Here is a 17,308-nt window from a genome sequence, read left to right as displayed (position 1 = left end):
CCTCGTTCTCACGCCGGGAGGTTGCCGTGCTTGCGGGACGGCAGGTCCGCGTGCTTGGTCCGCAGCATGGCCAGCGAACGGCTCAGGACCAGCCGGGTGTCCCGCGGGTCGATCACGTCGTCGACGAGGCCGCGTTCCGCCGCGTAGTAGGGGTGCATGAGTTCCGTGCGGTACTCGTCGATCTTCCGCCGGCGCATCGCCTCGGGATCCTCGGCGGCATTGATCTCACGCCGGAAGATCACGTTCGCCGCCCCCTCGGCCCCCATGACGGCGATCTCGTTCGACGGCCAGGCCAGGGACACGTCGGTGCCGATGGAGCGGGAGTCCATGACGATGTACGCCCCGCCGTACGCCTTGCGCACCACCAGCGAGACCCGCGGCACCGTGGCGTTGCAGTACGCGTACAACAGCTTCGCGCCGTGCCGGATGATCCCGCCGTGCTCCTGGTCCACTCCCGGCAGGAAGCCCGGCACGTCCACGAGCGTCACCAGCGGGATGTTGAAGGAGTCGCACGTGGAGACGAAGCGGGCCGCCTTCTCACTGGCGTGGATGTCGAGCACACCGGCCAGCGAGGACGGCTGGTTGGCCACGACCCCGACCACATGCCCGTCCAGACGCGCCAGCGCACAGATGATGTTGGTGGCCCAGGCCGAGTGGACTTCGAAGTACTCGCCGTCGTCGACGATCTCCTCGATCACGGCACGCATGTCGTACGCCTGGTTGGGGTCGCCCGGGACCAGGTCCAGCAGCGCGTCGTTGCGCCGGTCGACCGGGTCGGAGGTGGGGGACACCGGGGCCGCTTCGCGGTTGTTGGCCGGGAGCAGCGACAGGAGGTAGCGGACCTCCTCCAGGCAGCTCTCCTCGTCGTCGTACGCGAACTGGGCCACACCCGAGACGGCGGCGTGCACGTCCGCGCCGCCGAGACCGTCCATCGTGACGGACTCGCCGGTCACCGTCTGCACCACGTCCGGTCCCGTGATGAACATCTGGGACGTGTCCCGGACCATGAAGACGAAGTCGGTGAGCGCGGGGGAGTAGGCCGCGCCGCCCGCGCACGGGCCCAGCATCACGCTGATCTGGGGGATGACCCCGGAGTTGCGGGTGTTGCGGCGGAAGATCCCGCCGTACCCGGCGAGCGCGGTGACGCCCTCCTGGATCCGGGCGCCCGCACCGTCGTTGAGGCTGACGAGGGGCGCCCCCGCCGCCTCGGCGAGGTCCATCAGCTTGTGGATCTTGGCCGCGTGGGCCTCGCCCAGGGCACCGCCGAAGACGCGGAAGTCATGGGCGTAGACGAAGACGGTCCGGCCGTGCACGGTGCCCCAGCCCGTGACCACACCGTCGGACGGGTATCGCCTGGCCTCCAGGCCGAAGCCGCTCGCCCGATGCCGGCGCAACGCCTCCACCTCCTGGAACGAGCCCTTGTCGAGGAGGAGTTCGATCCGCTCGTGCGCGGTCAGCTTGCCGCGCCCGTGCTGCCGCTCGGTGGCCCTCGGGTCGGGGCCCTGCCGTGCCGCCCGTTTGAGGGAGTGCAGTTCGTCGAGGCGCTCCTGGGTGGTCAAGCCGTACTCCTTCTCGGCGGGGTGCGTGGGTGTCTGCGCGGGTGCGGTCGGGCGGGTCACGGTGTGGCCTCGGTGAGCAGGTGTTCGGCGTGCTCCCAGTCGGCGGGCGCCGTGCCGCTCGCGGCCACGTATCCGTCGGGCCGCAGCAGGACGAATCCCGGGCTGCCGCGGTCGACATGGGCGTGGACCACCAGGCCGGGCCATCGCTCTGCGAGCGCCAGACCGCGCAGCCGCGCCGCGCGGGAGCCGCGTGTCGCCAACCGGTAGCGGTCCGCGGCGAGGGGCGCGGCGGACCAGTGGGACGAGCGGGTGCCCGGCCGGGGCAGCCCGCGCCGGCCCGGACCGTCCGCCGGATAGCTGACCTGCCAGCCCGCGAGCAGCGGAGCGAACCAGCGGCGCAGCACGCCCATCGACTCCAGGGCGCCCCAGACGGTGTTGCGGATCCGCGCGGCGGCCGGACCCAGGGTGAACACCCGCAGGAACTGGTGGGTGTTGCGGACGATCTGCTCCGCGGCCTGCCGCCGCTCGGTGCCGTAGCTGTCCAGCACGGCGGCGTCCAGGGTCCCGGCGATCACGCCGGCCAGCTTCCAGACCAGATTGTGCACGTCCTGAAAGCCGAGATTGAGACCCTGGCCGCCGAGCGGGGAGTGGGTGTGCGCGGCGTCCCCCACCAGGAACACCCGGCCCTGCCGCAGCCGGGAGGCGATCCGCTCCTGGCTGCTGAAGTTGTTCACCATGTCGAGCGAGGCGACGCGCAAACCGCCCGGACCACGCTCGTCGAGGATCTGCTGCACCCCCTCCTGGGTGAGCGGATGGCCGACGGGGACCGCCGCGGAGACCCGCACCCGCTCTCCCGGCAGCGAGGCGAAGACCACGGAGCCCGACAGGCCCAGGAAGTAGTGCACCGCGTCGTCCGCCGGGCGCCCCTCGATGCGGCCCTCCGCCAGCAGGAAGTTGACCGGGACCGGGCTGCCGGGAAAGTCGATGCCGAGCTGTTCGCGGATCCCGCTGCGCACGCCGTCAGCGGCGATCAGCCAGCCGGCCTCGATGCGTTCCGTGCCGCCCGGCCCCTCCGCCTCGACGGACACGACGTCGTCGTACGGCACGGTCTTGGTGACCTCGACGCCGCGCTCGACCCGGCCGCCGAGCTGTCGCAGACGCCGCTCCAGCAGCTCGCAGGTGATCTCCTGAGGGAGCATCAACGGCTCGTTGCGGACGCCGAGTTCGATGCGCAGCGTGCGGCCGCTCGCGAGGTGGTACTCATTGGCGCGGATCCGCAGGCCCCGGGACTCTGCCTCCTCCAGCACCCCGAGCTCCTGGAAGATCCGCAGGGTCGGGGCGTGCAACTGGACGGCCCGTGAACCGCGGTGCGGACCCTCCTGCGCCTCCAGGACACGCGCGGGTATGCCGCGCTGCCACAGGGCACAGGCGGCGGCCAGACCCACCGGGCCGCCCCCCACGATGACCACTGTCGTCCCGCTCGTCATGGCCGGGTCCCCCTCCGCTCGTTCCTCGGGAATGTCGGTGCGGTTCACGCGGGCTCCCGGCTGTTGAGAGCGGCGAGCCAGGTGGTGACGGCCTCGGCCGCGGCGGGAGCGTGCTCCTCGATCATCGAGAAGTGGTCCCCGGGCACGTCCACCACCTCGTGCGGCGGCTGCCAGGGCGAACGCCGATCGCCGGCCGCCGAGCCCGGCAGCGCCTCCACCGGGCGGACCAGCAGCGTGGGCGTCTTGACCGGCGCCGGACGCCAGCCCTCCAGCAGCCGCAGATAGCAGCCCATCGCGACGAGTCCGGCGTCCTCGACCGGCCCGAGCTCCCCGAGCCGGTGGGCCATTCCGGCCAGCAGCGCCGGAGTCGCGGCCCGCAGCGCCTCGTCGTCCGGCGCGTACGTGTCGAGCAGCACCAGCGCCTCGGGGAAGAGCCCCGACGCCTCCAGCAGCCGTACGGTCTCGTGGGCGACGAGGCCTCCGGAGGAGTAGCCGACCAGCGCGAACGGTTCGCCGTCCGTACCGCGGCGCACCGCCTCGGCCGCCGCCTGCGCCAGCGCGTCCAGCGTCGCGGGCAGCCGCTCCGCCTGCCGGAAGCCCGGCAGGGCGAGCGCCAGGACATCCCGGTCGCCCGCGAACGGGGCGGCGAACCGCGCGTACTGGTGCGGACCCGAGGTCGCCAGGACCGTGGGGAAGCACAGCAGCCGGGGCCCGCCCCGCCCGGTCGCCAGGCGCACCGGCCGCGGCAGGTCGTCCGCTTCCGGTACCGCGAACGAGGCCCGCTGCCGCGCCGCATCCGCCAGCCCGGCCAGGGCGGCCGTCCCGTCACCGCTGCCGAGCGCGGCGGAGAAGTCGGCGGCCAGGGTGCCGCCGGTCGCCGTGTCGGCCGCCTCACCGGCCAGTTCGCCGGCCAGATGGCGGGCCAGCGCCTCCGGTGAGCGCCGGTCGAGGATCACCCGGGCCGACAGCTGGAGCCCCGTCACCGCGTGGAGCCGGTTGCGCAGGGCGACGGTCGTCACCGAGTCCATGCCCAGCTCCAAGAAGTCGCGCTGCGCCGCCACAGCGCTCGGATCGGTGTGCCCGAGGACCGCTGCGACCTCCCCCCGGACCAGGTCCAGCAGCACCTCGCGGCGGCGGCCGACGGGAAGCCCGGCCAGCCGGGCGCGCACACCCGTCCCGTCGCCCGCCGCAGCCGACTCGCCGCGGACGCGCCGCACCGCGGGGATCTCGGAGACCAGCGGATCGGTCCGCTCGCCCGCGAAGACCCGGGTGAAGCGGCCCCAGTCGACGTCGACGAGCACGATGGACGCCGACGTATGACCCAGTGACCGCTCGAAGGCGGCAGCCGCGGGCTCCGGGCGCAGCAGGGGCAGCCCCCTGCGGCCCAGCCGCTCCCGCCGGGACTCCTCCCGCGCCCTGTCCGCCGTGTCGGTCGGCTCCTCCCGCCACACGCCCCAGGCCTGAGCCAGCGCGGGCAACCCGAGCGACCGGCGGTGCGCGGCGAGGGCGTCCAGGTGGGCGTTGGCGGCCGCGTGGGCGGACAGCCCGAGTCCACCGCCGAAGGTGGCGGTCACCGAGGAGAACAGCACGAACGCCGACAGGTCCAGCCCGGCGGTCAGTTCGTGCAGGTTGCGGGCGCCCAGGACCTTGGTGCGCAGGAGGCGCTCCAGGTCCGGCGTGGTCAGGCTCTCCAGAGGCGTGTCCTCCAGCAGCCCGGCCGTGTGCACGACGGCGGTCAGCGGTGCGTCCCCCGGAACACAGGAGAGCGCCTCCGCGAGCGCGTCCCGGTCGGCGACGTCACAGGCCACGACCGTCACCTCCGCGCCCGACGCGGCCAGTTCGGCCTCGGCGGCGGCGATCAGCCCGGCATCCGTGTCCGGGGCGGTGGTCAGCAGCAGCCGTGTCACACCCCTGGCGGCGAGCAACCGTGCGACATGTCCGCCCGGACCGGTGACCCCGTCGGTGACCAGCCAGGTGCCGGCCGCCCCGGGCACGTCCGGTACGCCCGCGGGCGCGGCGGCGGGCACCAGCCGTCGCGCGTACACGCCCGAGGAACGTACGGCCAGTTGGTTCTCGCCGCCGGGCGCCACGAGCAGAGCGGTCAGACGGGACAGGGAGCGGTCGTCCGGCTCCTCGGGCAGGTCCACCAGACCGCCCCACAGCTGAGGTGTCTCCAGCGCGGCGACCTGCCCCAGACCCCAGACCTGGGCCCGCTCCGGCGCCCCGACCCGGTCGTCCGGGCCGGCCTGCACCGCCCCGCTCGTCACCGTCCACACCGGCGCCGGTACGTCCGCGTCCGACAGGGCCTGGACCAGCAGCACCGTCCCGGCCAGCCCCGCCGACACCACCGCAGGGGACGGCTCGTGTTCGGCCAGCGGCAGCAGCGAGACCACGCCCGCCGGACGCCCGCCCCCGAGCGACGCGACGGTCTCGGTGACCCGCCGCGCGAGAGCGTCCCGGCCCGTACCCGCGTCCACGGTGAGCGGCACGGGGTGGCCGCCCGCCGCCGTCAGCAGACCGGCGAGGCGGGTGGCGATCCCTTCGGCCACCGGGCCCTCGGGACGTACGACCAGCCAGTGGCCGGACAGCGAGGCCGTGGCGGGCTCCTCGGTGACGGGCCGCCACACCACCTGGTAGCGCCACGAGTCCACGGCGCCCAGCTCCTTGCTCTCGCGCCGCCACGAGGACAGCGCGGGCAGCAGCTCGGCCAGTGCCGAGGTGTCCGCCAGCCGCAGCGTCGCGGCCAGCCGCTGTGCGTCCCCCTGCTCGACGGCGTCCCAGAACGCGGAGTCCACCGGGTCGACGGCGGCCGTACGGGTCGCGGGCGGCTCCACCCAGTAACGCTGCCGCTGGAAGGGGTAGGTGGGCAGCTCCACCGCACGCCGCCCGGCCCCGAGCACCGCCTGCCAGTCGACCCGCAGACCCCGTACGTACGCCTCCGCCATCGAGGTCAGGAAGCGCGGGAGGCCGCCGTTCCCACGCCGCAGCGTGCCGGTGACGAGCGCGTCGGCGCCGGCGTCCTCGACGGTCTCGTCCACGCCGAGCACCAGTACCGGATGAGCGCTCGACTCGATGAAGACGTCGTGGCCGTCGTCGAGCAGCCTGCGGACGACGGGCTCGAAGTCGACCGGCCGACGGCAGTTCTCGAACCAGTACGCCGCCGTCAGTTCGGGGCCCCGCAGCACCTCACCGGTGACAGTCGAGTAGAGCGGCACCCGGCCCCTGCGGGGACGGACGAAGGACAGCAGCTCGGCGATCTTGCCGCGCAGCCGGTCGACCTGCGGTGAGTGCGAGGCGACCGTCGCGGGCACGATCCGGGCCCGGACGCCCCGCGCGGTGAGCGCCGCCACCAGTTCCTCCAGCGGCTCCGGCGCCCCGGCCACGGTGACCAGTCGGGGGCTGTTGACGCCCGCGACGGCCAACCGGTCCCCGTACGGCGTCAGCCACTCCTCCGCCTCCCGCCGGGACAGCGCGACGGACGCCACCGCACCCCGCCCCACCAGCTCGTCCGCGAACAACTGGGAACGCAGCACCACGATCCTGGCCGCGTCGTCGAGAGTGAGCGCGCCCGCGACACAGGCCGCCGCGATCTCGCCCTGCGAGTGACCCACCACCGCGTCCGGCTCCACACCGTGCCTCCGCCACAGCTCCGCCAGCGAGACCATGACCGAGAACAGCACCGGCTGCACGACCTCGATGCGCTCCATCGACGGAGCGCCCGGACGCTCCCGCAGGACGTCCTCGACCGACCAGTCGACATGCGCCCCGACGGCCGCGTCGCACGCGCGCAACCGCTCGGCGAACACGGGCGCGGAGTCCAGCAGTTCCACCGCCATGCCGGCCCACTGCGACCCCTGCCCCGGGAACACGAACACGGTCTTGCCGCGCTCCTTCGCCACCCCCGTGGTCACGAGGGCGCTCGTCTCCCCCCTGGACAGCGCCTCCAGGCCCGCGGCCAGCTCGTCCCCGTCCGCACCGAGGACCACCGCCCGGTGGTCATGCGCCGAGCGGGTCGTCACGAGCGCGTGGCCGACGTCCGCCGGGGACAGTTCGGGGCGGGCCCGCACATGCGCCCGCAGCCGGCCCCCCTGGGCCCGCAGAGCGGCCTCACCGCGGGCCGAGAGCGGATACGCCACCATCGCCGGGGGCGCCGCCCCGGGCTCCTGCGGCGCCGGGTCGGGCGCGCCCTGCTCCAGGACCACATGGGCGTTGGTGCCGCTCATGCCGAAGGCGGAGACACCCGCACGGCGTACCCGCCCGGTCTCCGGCCAGTCCCGTCGCTCGGTCAGCAGCTCGACCGCGCCCGCGTCCCAGTCCACGAACGGCGAGGGGCGGTCGGCGTGCAGCGTGCGCGGCAGCACCCCGTGCTCCATCGCCTTGACCATCTTGATGACACCCACGACACCGGCGGCGGCCAGGGTGTGCCCGACGTTCGACTTCACCGACCCCAGCAGCAGCGGACGCCCCGGCTCCCGGTCCTGGCCGTAGGTGGCGAGCAGCGCCTGTGCCTCGATGGGGTCGCCGAGCCGGGTTCCGGTGCCGTGTGCCTCCACCGCGTCCACGTCGGCCGGTGCGAGACCCGCCGAGGCGAGGGCCGCACGGATGACACGCTGCTGGGACGGACCACTGGGTGCGGTCAGGCCGTTGCTCGCGCCGTCCTGGTTGACGGCGCTGCCCCGGACCACCGCCAGCACCCGGTGTCCGTTGCGGCGCGCGTCCGACAACCGCTCCACCACCAGGACACCGGCTCCCTCCGCGAAGCCGGTGCCGTCCGCGTCCGCACCGAACGCCTTGCAGCGCCCGTCCGGGGAGAAACCGCGCTGTCGGCTGAAGTCGACGAACCCGGTCGGCGTGGCCATCACCGTGACCCCGCCGACGAGCGCGAGCGAGCACTCGTCGCGGCGCAGCGCCTGGGCCGCCAGATGCAGCGCCACCAGCGAGGACGAGCAGGCGGAGTCGACCGTGACGGCAGGGCCCTCGAGACCGAACAGATACGCCACCCGGCCGGACAGCACACTCGTCGCGGAACCCGTCATCCGGTACGCCTCGATCTCCTCCGGGGCCGAGGTCAGCAGTACCTGGTAGTCGGAGGTGACACAGCCCGCGAACACCCCCGTGGCGCTGCCGCGCAGGCCGGCCGGGTCGATCCCGGCCCGCTCCAGCGCCTCCCACGAGGTCTCCAGGAACAACCGCTGCTGCGGGTCCATGGCGAGCGCCTCACGCGGGGAGATCCCGAAGAACCCCGCGTCGAACTCGGCGGCGTCGTAGAGGAAACCGCCCCGGCGCGTGTACGTCTTTCCCGGCCGGTCCGGCTCCGGGTCGTACAGGCCGTCCACGTCCCAGCCGCGGTCGGAGGGGAACTCGGAGATCGCGTCGGTGCCCTCGGCCACCAGTGTCCACAGGTCCTCCGGCGAGCGGACTCCGCCGGGGAGCCGGCAGCTCATGCCGACGACGGCGAGGGGTTCGTTCCACGACTCCTCCGCACGTTGCAGCCGCTGCCGGGACTCGCGCAGCTCGACCGTCACCCGCTTCAGGTACTCCCGCAGTTTCTTCTCGTCAGACTCAGACATCGTGTTCCTCGCTGTGTTCCTCGCTGGTCAAGGGGTCGGTGACGGTGCGGTGGGTTCAGGACGAGCCGAGTTCGGAGTCGATGAGGTCGAACAGGTCGTCGCCGTCCGCGTCGTCCAGCCGGTCCGCCAGGTCGTCGGCGGCCGTGGCGCTCGCTTCCGGCACGTCCAGCTCGGACAGCAGTTCCTGGAGACGGGCCGCGGCCCGCTCCCGTACGGCGGTGTCGTCCGCGGCCGCCAACGCCGCGCCGATCCGGTCGAGTTCGCCGTCCACGTCGACGACGGGCGCCGGTCCGGTGAGCTCTTCCGCCAGGAAGGCCGCGAGCGCCACCGGTGTCGGGTGGTCGAACGCCAGCGTCGCCGGGAGGGTCAGCCCGGTCGCCGCCGCCAGGCGGTTGCGCAGGGTCACGGCGGCCAGCGAGTCGAAGCCGAGCTCCTTGAGCTGCCGCCGCGGTTCCACGGCCTCCTTGCCGGCGTACTGCAACACCTCCGCGATCTCGACGCGCACCAGATCCAGGACCCGGCGTTCCCGGTCGGCCGGGGAGAGGGCGCCCAGATCGGCGGACAGGTCCCCGACGGGCTCCGGGCCGGCCGCGACCGCCGCCTCCTCGGCGAGCGGCGCGCTGTGCCGGCGCCGCCAGGCCGTGAGGACCGGCAGGACGTCGCCGAGCGCCTTCTCCTCGGTGCCCAGCGTCGTGGCCAGCGACCGCAGGTCCGCCCGCTCCACCGCCGCCCAGAACCGGGCCTCCACCGAACCGGCGGCCGGCACGGGGGAGGAGCCGGCCGCCTCCATCCAGAAGCGCCGCCGCTGGAAGGGATACGTCGGCAGCGCCACCGTCCGCGCCCCCGAACCGGCGTACAGCGCACGCCAGTCGACGTCCGCGCCCCGCACGTACGCGGTGGCGACGGCCGCGACGAACGTCTCGGTCTGCGACCGGCCGCGGCGCAGTACCGGCACCAGCGTCGCGGCCTCGGGACGGTCGGCCAGGGACTCCTGCGCCAGCGCGGTGAGCACGGCGTCCGGACCGATCTCCACGAAGGTCGTGACCCCCGCCTCGACGAGCGCCGTGACACCGTCGTGGAAGCGGACGGCCTCCCGGACATGGCGCACCCAGTACTCGGGCGAGCACAGCTCCTCCGCGGTGGCCGGGCGGCCGTACAGGTTCGAGACCACCGGTGTCTGCGGTTCCATCAGGGACAGTCCGGCGACGACGGCCCGGAACTCCGCCAGCATCGGCTCCATGAGGGGCGAGTGGAAGGCATGACTGACCCGCAACCGGCGAGTCTTGACGCCGCGCGCCGCCAGCTCGTCCTCGATCTCGGTGACGGCGGCCTCGGTGCCCGAGATCACCGTGGAGGTGGGCCCGTTGACGGCCGCGACGCCGACCTCGTGCGTTCGCCCGGCGAGGAGAGGCGCGAGCTCGTCCTCGGCCACGAGCGCGGAGAGCATGGCACCGCCGGGCGGCAGCGCCTGCATCAGCCGGCCGCGGGCGGCGACCAGGGCGCAGGCGTCCGCGAGCGAGAACACCCCCGCCACATGCGCGGCGACCACTTCCCCGATCGAGTGGCCCATCAGGTACCCGGGACGAAGGCCCCACGACTCGGCGAGCCGGTACAGTGCCACCTCGAGTGCGAACAGCGCGGTCTGCGTGTAGAGCGTCTCGTCGAGCAGCGCGGCCTCGGCCGAGCCCTCCGCCGCGAGGATCACGTCCAGCAGCGGCCGGTCCAGATTCCGGCCGAAGGCCGCGCAGACCGTGTCCAGCGTCTCCGCGAAGACGGGATACGCCTCGTACAACTCCCTTCCCATCCCCGGTCGTTGACTGCCCTGGCCAGTGAACAGGAACGCGGGCGAACCACCGTCCGCGGTCTCGCCCCGCGGACCGCGCACCAATGTGGGCGCGGAGCCCCCGCTCGCGAGGGCCTCCAGTCCCCGGCGCAGCCCGTCCTCGTCCGTCGCCGTGACCACCGCGCGCACTTCGAGCCGCGCACGTGTGGTCGCCAGCGAGTATCCGAGATCGCGGTCCGCCGCCTCGCCCAGCCGTGCGACGAGCCGTTGGGCCTGGGCGGCCAGGGCGTCCGGGGTGCGGGCGGACAGGGGCAGGACCGTCACCGGCAACGGGGCGGGCTCGGTCGTGGGTGTCTCCTCCGTGGGTGGGGCTTGTTCGAGGATGACGTGGGCGTTGGTGCCGCTGATGCCGAAGGAGGAGACGGCGGCGCGGCGGGGCCTGCCGGTGTCGGGCCAGTTCTGTGGGGTGTTGAGGAGTCGTACGGCTCCCGCGTCCCAGTCGACGAGCGGTGAGGGTTCGTCGGCGTGGAGGGTGCGGGGAAGTACTCCGTGTCGTATGGCCTGGATCATCTTGATGACGCCGGCGGCTCCGGCGGCGGCCTGGGTGTGGCCGATGTTGGATTTCAAGGAGCCCAGCCACAGGGGTTGTTCGGTGGTGTGGGCCTGGCCGTAGGTGGCGAGGAGGGCTTGTGCCTCGATGGGGTCGCCGAGGCGGGTGCCGGTGCCGTGTGCTTCGACGGCGTCGATGTCGGCGGGGTTGAGGCGGGCGTTGTTCAGCGCGGCTTGGATGACGCGTTGTTGTGAGGGGCCGTTGGGTGCGGTGAGGCCGTTGCTGGCGCCGTCCTGGTTGATGGCGCTGCCGCGGATCACTGCGAGCACGGTGTGGCCGTTGCGGCGCGCGTCGGAGAGCCGCTCCAGGACGAGGAGGGCGGCACCCTCCGACCAGCCGGTGCCGTCCGCCGAAGCGGAGAAGGGCTTGCAGCGCCCGTCGGGCGCGAGTCCACGTTGCCTGCTGAACTCGACGAAGGTCCCGGGGCTGGACATGACGGTGACGCCGCCGGCGAGGGCGAGGGTGCATTCACCGGCGCGCAGGGCCTGGGCCGCCATGTGGAGGGCGACCAGGGAGGAGGAGCAGGCGGTGTCGACGGTGACCGCGGGGCCCTCGAACCCGAACGTGTAGGACACCCGGCCGGTGTGCACACTGCCGGTGTTGCCGGTTCCCAGATACCCCTCCAGGTCACCCGGCACGGACGCCAGCCGGCTCGCGTAGTCGTGGTACATCACCCCCGCGTAGACGCCGGTGCTGCTGCCGCGCAGATCGGCCGGGTCGATCCCGGCCCGTTCCAGGGCCTCCCAGGAGGTCTCCAGGAGCAGCCGCTGCTGGGGGTCCATGGCGAGTGCCTCGCGCGGGGAGATCCCGAAGAACTCCGCGTCGAACTCCGCCGCCTCGTGCAGGAACCCGCCCTCCCGGGCGTAGGAGGTGCCCGGGGTGTCAGGGTCGGAGTCGAACAGCGTCTCCAGGTCCCAGCCACGGTCCGCCGGGAAACCGGAGATCGCGTCACCGCCCGCCATGACGAGCTCCCACAGTTCCTCGGGCGAGCCCAGGCCACCGGGCAGCCTGCTGCTCATCCCGACGACCACGACCGGGTCGTCGTCGGCCGGTGTCCCGGTGCGGGCCGCCACCGGATGCGCCACGTCCGTCCCGGAGCCGGCGGGTGCCAGTTCGGTGAGCAGGAGGCGGGCGACGGCGGTGGGGCTGGGGTGGTCGAAGACGAGGGTGGCGGGCAGGCGCAGTCCGGTGGCCTTGTTGAGGCGGTTGCGCAGTTCGACAGCGGTGAGGGAGTCGATGCCGAGTTCCTTGAAGCCGCGCCGCGCGTCCACCGCCGCCGAACCCGCGTAGTTCAGCGCGCCGGCGACCTCACCCAGGACGAGGTCAAGGAGGAACGCCTCCCGCTGCTCCTCCTTGACCCCGGCGAGCCGCTGGGCGAGCGAACCGGCGGACGGGCCGGCCCCGTCCTGCGCGCTGCGGCGCGCCGTCGTCCGCACCAGCCCCCGCAGGACGGACGGGACCTCGCCGCCCCGGGCCCGCAGACCGCTGATGTCCAACGCCATCGGCACGATGTCCGGCACGTCGAGTGCCAGCGCCGCGTCGAACAGCTCCAGGCCCCGCGCCGGGCCGAGCGAACCGATGCCGGTGCGTGCCAGACGCGCCACGTCGGTCTCACTGAGCGTCGCGGCCATCCCGTCGTCGGCCCAGGCACCCCAGCCCAGCGACACGGCGGGCAGACCCTCGGCGCGACGCCGCTGCGCCAGCGCGTCCAGGTAGGCGTTCGCCGAGGCGTAGCTGCTCTGTCCCGCGGTCCCGTAGGTGCCGGCGACGGAGGAGAAGAGCGCGAAGACGGACAGGTCCAGTCCCCGGGTCGCCTCGTCGAGATTGCGCGCGGCGTCCGCCTTGGGGCGCAGTACGTCGAGGACGCGCTCGGGGGTGAGCGAGGTGAACACGCCGTCGTCGAGGACACCGGCCGCGTGCAGCACCCCGGTGAGCGGATGCTCGGCCGGGACACCGGCCAGCAGGTCGTCCAGGGCGGCGCGGTCGGCGACGTCACAGGCGGCGAAGGTGACGGCCGCACCGAGCGCGGTCAGCTGCCGTTCCAGTTCCTCCGCGCCGTCCGCGGCGCGGCCACGGCGGCTGACCAGCAGCAGCCGGCGTACCCCGTGCTCGGTGACGAGGTGGCGGGCGAAGAGCCCGCCGAGGGCGCCGGTGGCTCCCGTGACGAGCACCGTGCCCCCGGCCGCGAACGGCGAGGACGCGGGCTCCGGGGCGGCGGCCCTGGCCAGCCGGGGGGCGAGGAACCGCCCGTCGCGCACGGCGAGCTGCGGCTCGCCCGCGATGACGAACGGGCCGGCGGTGTCGGGGTCTTCGACGTCCACGAGGACGACGCGGTCGGGGTTCTCCGTCTGCGCCGAGCGCAGCAGGCCCCAGACGGCCGCACCCGCCGGGTCCGGACTCTCTCCCGAGACGGAGACGGCTCCCGTGGTGAGCACCACCAGCCGCTCGGCCTCGGGCCGGTCCTCGGCGAGCCAGTCCTGGACCCGGCCGAGGACCATCCGGACGTTGTCGTGCACCGAGCCGCCCGCGGGCACCCTCAGGACGTCGGCCGCGGACGCCGTACCGGAGACGTCGGCTCCCACGGGCACCCACTCCACGCGGAACAGCGCGTCCTGCCCGTCGGACCGGAGCGCGCCGCGCACCTGCGCGCCGGACACCGTCCGCAGCGCCAGCGCGCCCAGCTCGGCCACCGGCTCCCCGGTGCCGTCCGCCACCAGCAGCGACACGGTGTCGGGGCCGACCCGGGTCAGCCGTACGCGGATCGTGGTCGCCCCCGTCGCGTGCAGGCGCACTCCGCTGAAGGAGAACGGCAGACGTGGTTCTCCCGCCCCCTCCAGCACACCCAGCTCGATGGCGTGCAGGGCCGCGTCCAGCAGCGCGGGATGCAGTCCGAACCGCCCTGCCTCGGCGGCCTGTCCGTCCGCGAGGGCGACCTCGGCGAGGACCGCGTCGCCCTGGCGCCACACCTGTCGCAGCCCCTGGAACGCCGGACCGTAGGCGAAGCCCTTCGCGGCGAGGGTCTCGTACCAGCCGTCGAGATCCACCGGTTCCGCGTCCCGCGGCGGCCAGTCGGCCGCCATGTCCCGCGCTTCCGGCGCCGAAACGTCCCCGGTGGCGCGGGCGTCGTCGCGGGCCAGGACGCCCGTGCCGTGCCGGGTCCACGAGCCGTCGGCGGACTCCGTGGCGGAACGCGAGTGGACGCTGAAGGAGCAGCGCCCGGAATCGTCCACCGCCCCGACCGACACCTGCACCTGGACGCCCCCCGAGGGCGGCAGGGCCAGCGGTGCCTCCAGGGTGAGTTCCTCCAGCAGCGTGCAGTCCGCCAGGTCGCCGGCGCGCAGCGCGAGTTCGACCAGAGCCGTGCCCGGGAGGAGGACCGTGTCCAGCACGGCGTGGTCCGCCAGCCAGGGATGGTCGTCGAGTGAGAGCCGGGTCGTCAGCACCAGGCTGTCGGAGTCGGCCAGCGAGACGGCGGCGCCGAGGAGGGGGTGCCCGGCCGGACCGAGTCCGAGACCCGCGGCCTCCGCGTCGGCGCTGCGCGAGTCGTCGTGCTTCAGCCAGTAGCGCCGGTGCTGGAAGGCGTACGTCGGCAGCTCGGACGGATCGCTCGCGCGACCGCGCAGGAGGGCCTGCCAGTCCGGGGCGGCGCCCCGCGCCCACAGCTGGGCCAGCGCCGTGGTCAGGGACTCCGTCGCGGTGCGGTCCTTGCGCAGCAGGGTGATGAACTCCGGTTCCACGTCGGTGGTTTCGGGCACGCAGGCGCGGGCCATGGCGGACAGGACGCCGTCGGGGCCGAGTTCGAGGTAGGTGGTCACGCCTAGTTCGTGCAGGGTGGTGATGCCGTCGCGGAAGCGGACGGCCTCGCGGACGTGGCGTACCCAGTAGTCGGGGGAGGTGAGCTGTTCGGTGGTGGCGAGGGCCCCGGTCACGTTGGAGACGACGGGGATCCGGGGCCGGTGGTAGGTGAGGCCTTCGGCGACCTGGCGGAACTCCTCCAGCATCGGTTCCATGAGGGGTGAGTGGAAGGCGTGGCTCACCCGCAGCCGACGGGTCTTGAACCCCAGCTCCTCCAGTCGCCTCGTCACCTCGAGCGTGGCCGGCAGATCGCCGGAAATCACAGTGGAGGACGGCCCGTTGACGGCAGCGATGGCGACCTCGTGCTCCCGTCCTGCGAGGTGCTCGGCGACCTGCTCCTCCCCGGCGAGGACGGAGAGCATGGCACCGCCGGGCGGCAGTGCCTGCATCAGCCGGCCGCGGGCGGCGACCAGGGCGCAGGCGTCCTCCAGGGACAGCACGCCCGCGACATGTGCCGCCGCCAGCTCGCCGACGGAGTGCCCCGCCAGGTACTTCGGGCGCGGCCCGAGGTGCTCGACGAGCCGGAACAGGGCCACCTCAAGCGCGAACAGGGCGGTCTGGGTGTAGAGCGTGCGGTCCAGGAGCTCGCCGTCCTCGGCGAACATCACCTCGCGCAGCGAACGGCCCAGGTGGGTGTCCAGGTGACCGCACACCTCGTCCAGAGCTTGGGCGAAGACGGGCTGGGTGTCGTAGAGCTCGCGGCCCATGCCCGGCCGCTGACTGCCCTGGCCGGTGAACAGGAACGCCGTGTCGCCCGCCACCGGTGCACCCCGCACCAGGCGAGGCGCCGACTGTCCCTCCGCGAGCAGCGTCAGCCCTGCCCGCAGCGCGTCGGGCCCGTCCGCGAGGAGGACGGCCCGCTCCTCCAGTGCGGCGCGGTGCATGGCGAGGGAGAGTCCGAGTGCCGGCAGGTCGATGTCGTCGTGTCCTGCGAGGTACGTGGTCAGCTGCCGTGCCTGGTCGCGCAGGGCGTCGGGCGTCCGCGCGGACAGCGGCACCGGCACCGGAGTGAGGCCGACCCCCGGTTCCGGCGCGGGCTCCTCCATGGGTGGGGCTTGTTCGAGGATGACGTGGGCGTTGGTGCCGCTGATGCCGAAGGAGGAGACGGCGGCGCGGCGGGGCCTGCCGGTGTCGGGCCAGTTCTGTGGGGTGTTGAGGAGTCGTACGGCTCCCGCGTCCCAGTCGATGAAGGGTGAGGGTTCCTCGGCGTGCAGGGTGCGGGGAAGTACTCCGTGTCGTATGGCCTGGATCATCTTGATGACCCCGCCCACCCCGGCGGCGGCCTGGGTGTGGCCGATGTTGGATTTCAAGGAGCCGAGCCACAGGGGTTGTTCGGTGGTGTGGGCCTGGCCGTAGGTGGCGAGGAGGGCTTGTGCCTCGATGGGGTCGCCGAGGCGGGTGCCGGTGCCGTGTGCTTCGACGGCGTCGATGTCGGCGGGGTTGAGGCGGGCGTTGTTCAGCGCGGCTTGGATGACGCGTTGTTGTGAGGGGCCGTTGGGTGCGGTGAGGCCGTTGCTGGCGCCGTCCTGGTTGATGGCGCTGCCGCGGATCACTGCGAGCACGGTGTGGCCGTTGCGGCGGGCGTCCGACAACTTCTCCAGGACGAGGACGCCGACCCCTTCCGACCAGCCGGTGCCGTCCGCCGAAGCGGAGAACGACTTGCAGCGCCCGTCCGGGGACAACCCCTTCTGCCGGCTGAACTCGACGAACGTACCGGGCGACGACATCACCGTCACGCCACCCGCCAGCGCGAGCGAGCACTCGCCCTGACGCAGTGCCTGGACGGCGAGGTGCAGGGTGACCAGGGAGGAGGAGCAGGCCGTGTCGACCGTGACCGCCGGCCCTTCCAGACCGAAGGTGTACGACACCCGGCCCGAGAGCACACTGCCGGCCCCGCCGGTCAGCCGATGGCCGTCCGCCCCGTCCACCGGCTCGAACAGGTACGGCCCGTAGTCGTGGTACATGATGCCCGCGTACACACCGGTACGGCTGCCGCGCACACCCGTCGGATCGATGCCGGCCCGTTCGAAGGCCTCCCAGGACGCCTCGAGGAACAGCCGCTGCTGGGGGTCCATGGCGAGCGCCTCGCGCGGGGAGATCCCGAAGAACTCCGCGTCGAACTCCGCCGCCTCGTGCAGGAACCCGCCCTCCCGGGTGTACGACGTGCCGGGCCGGTCGGGGTCCGGGTCGTGCAGTCGCTCCAGGTCCCAGCCGCGGTCCACCGGGAACGGCGAGACGGCGTCGGTGCCCTGGTCGACCAGCCGCCACAGGCCCTCGGGCGAGGTGACACCGCCCGGGTAGCGGCAGCTCATGCCGACGACGGCGATCGGTTCGCGAGCGGCGTCGACCAGCTCCTGGTTCTCCCGGCGAAGCCTGTTGGTCTCCTTGAGCGAGTCCCGCAGCGCTGCCACGACCGCTTCGGACGAGGTGTTGTTCATGCTGTT

Annotated in this window: 4 protein-coding genes; all 4 read right to left on the bottom strand. The window is 73.5% G+C overall.

The annotated features are described in order from the left end of the window. Positions 1-8: 8 nt before the first annotated feature. The 4 genes from OHN19_RS10235 to OHN19_RS10220 are packed head-to-tail and all read right to left on the bottom strand — an operon-like array spanning position 9 to position 17,302. The gene (locus OHN19_RS10235) at positions 9-1,559 is read right to left on the bottom strand and encodes an acyl-CoA carboxylase subunit beta (protein ID WP_330263887.1); all 1,551 of its coding nucleotides are present in this window, start codon (positions 1,557-1,559) and stop codon (positions 9-11) included. Positions 1,560-1,615: 56 nt separating this feature from the next. Continuing rightward, on the bottom strand, positions 1,616-3,094 hold the full coding sequence (locus OHN19_RS10230; protein ID WP_330263886.1) for an FAD-dependent monooxygenase: 1,479 nt from the start codon (positions 3,092-3,094) through the stop codon (positions 1,616-1,618). Then, positions 3,091-8,616: a type I polyketide synthase gene (locus OHN19_RS10225; protein WP_330263885.1), complete on the bottom strand. Its 5,526-nt coding sequence runs from the start codon at positions 8,614-8,616 to the stop codon at positions 3,091-3,093. The genes OHN19_RS10230 and OHN19_RS10225 overlap by 4 nt, the downstream gene beginning before the upstream one ends. 55 nt (positions 8,617-8,671) lie before the next feature. Next, positions 8,672-17,302, bottom strand: coding sequence for a type I polyketide synthase (locus OHN19_RS10220; protein ID WP_330263884.1), 8,631 nt, complete (start codon positions 17,300-17,302; stop codon positions 8,672-8,674). Between the last annotated feature and the right edge of the window lie 6 nt (positions 17,303-17,308).

This window comes from Streptomyces griseorubiginosus (assembly GCF_036345115.1).
Lineage (GTDB): Bacteria > Actinomycetota > Actinomycetes > Streptomycetales > Streptomycetaceae > Streptomyces > Streptomyces griseorubiginosus_C.
This window is presented reverse-complemented; position numbering and strand designations above follow the sequence as displayed.

What these genes read in the sequence shown, in the direction of transcription:
- OHN19_RS10225 (WP_330263885.1), bottom strand. Translation starts at nt 8,616, where the DNA reads ATGTCTGAGTCTGACGAGAAGAAACTGCGGGAGTACCTGAAGCGGGTG.
- OHN19_RS10220 (WP_330263884.1), bottom strand. Translation starts at nt 17,302, where the DNA reads ATGAACAACACCTCGTCCGAAGCGGTCGTGGCAGCGCTGCGGGACTCG.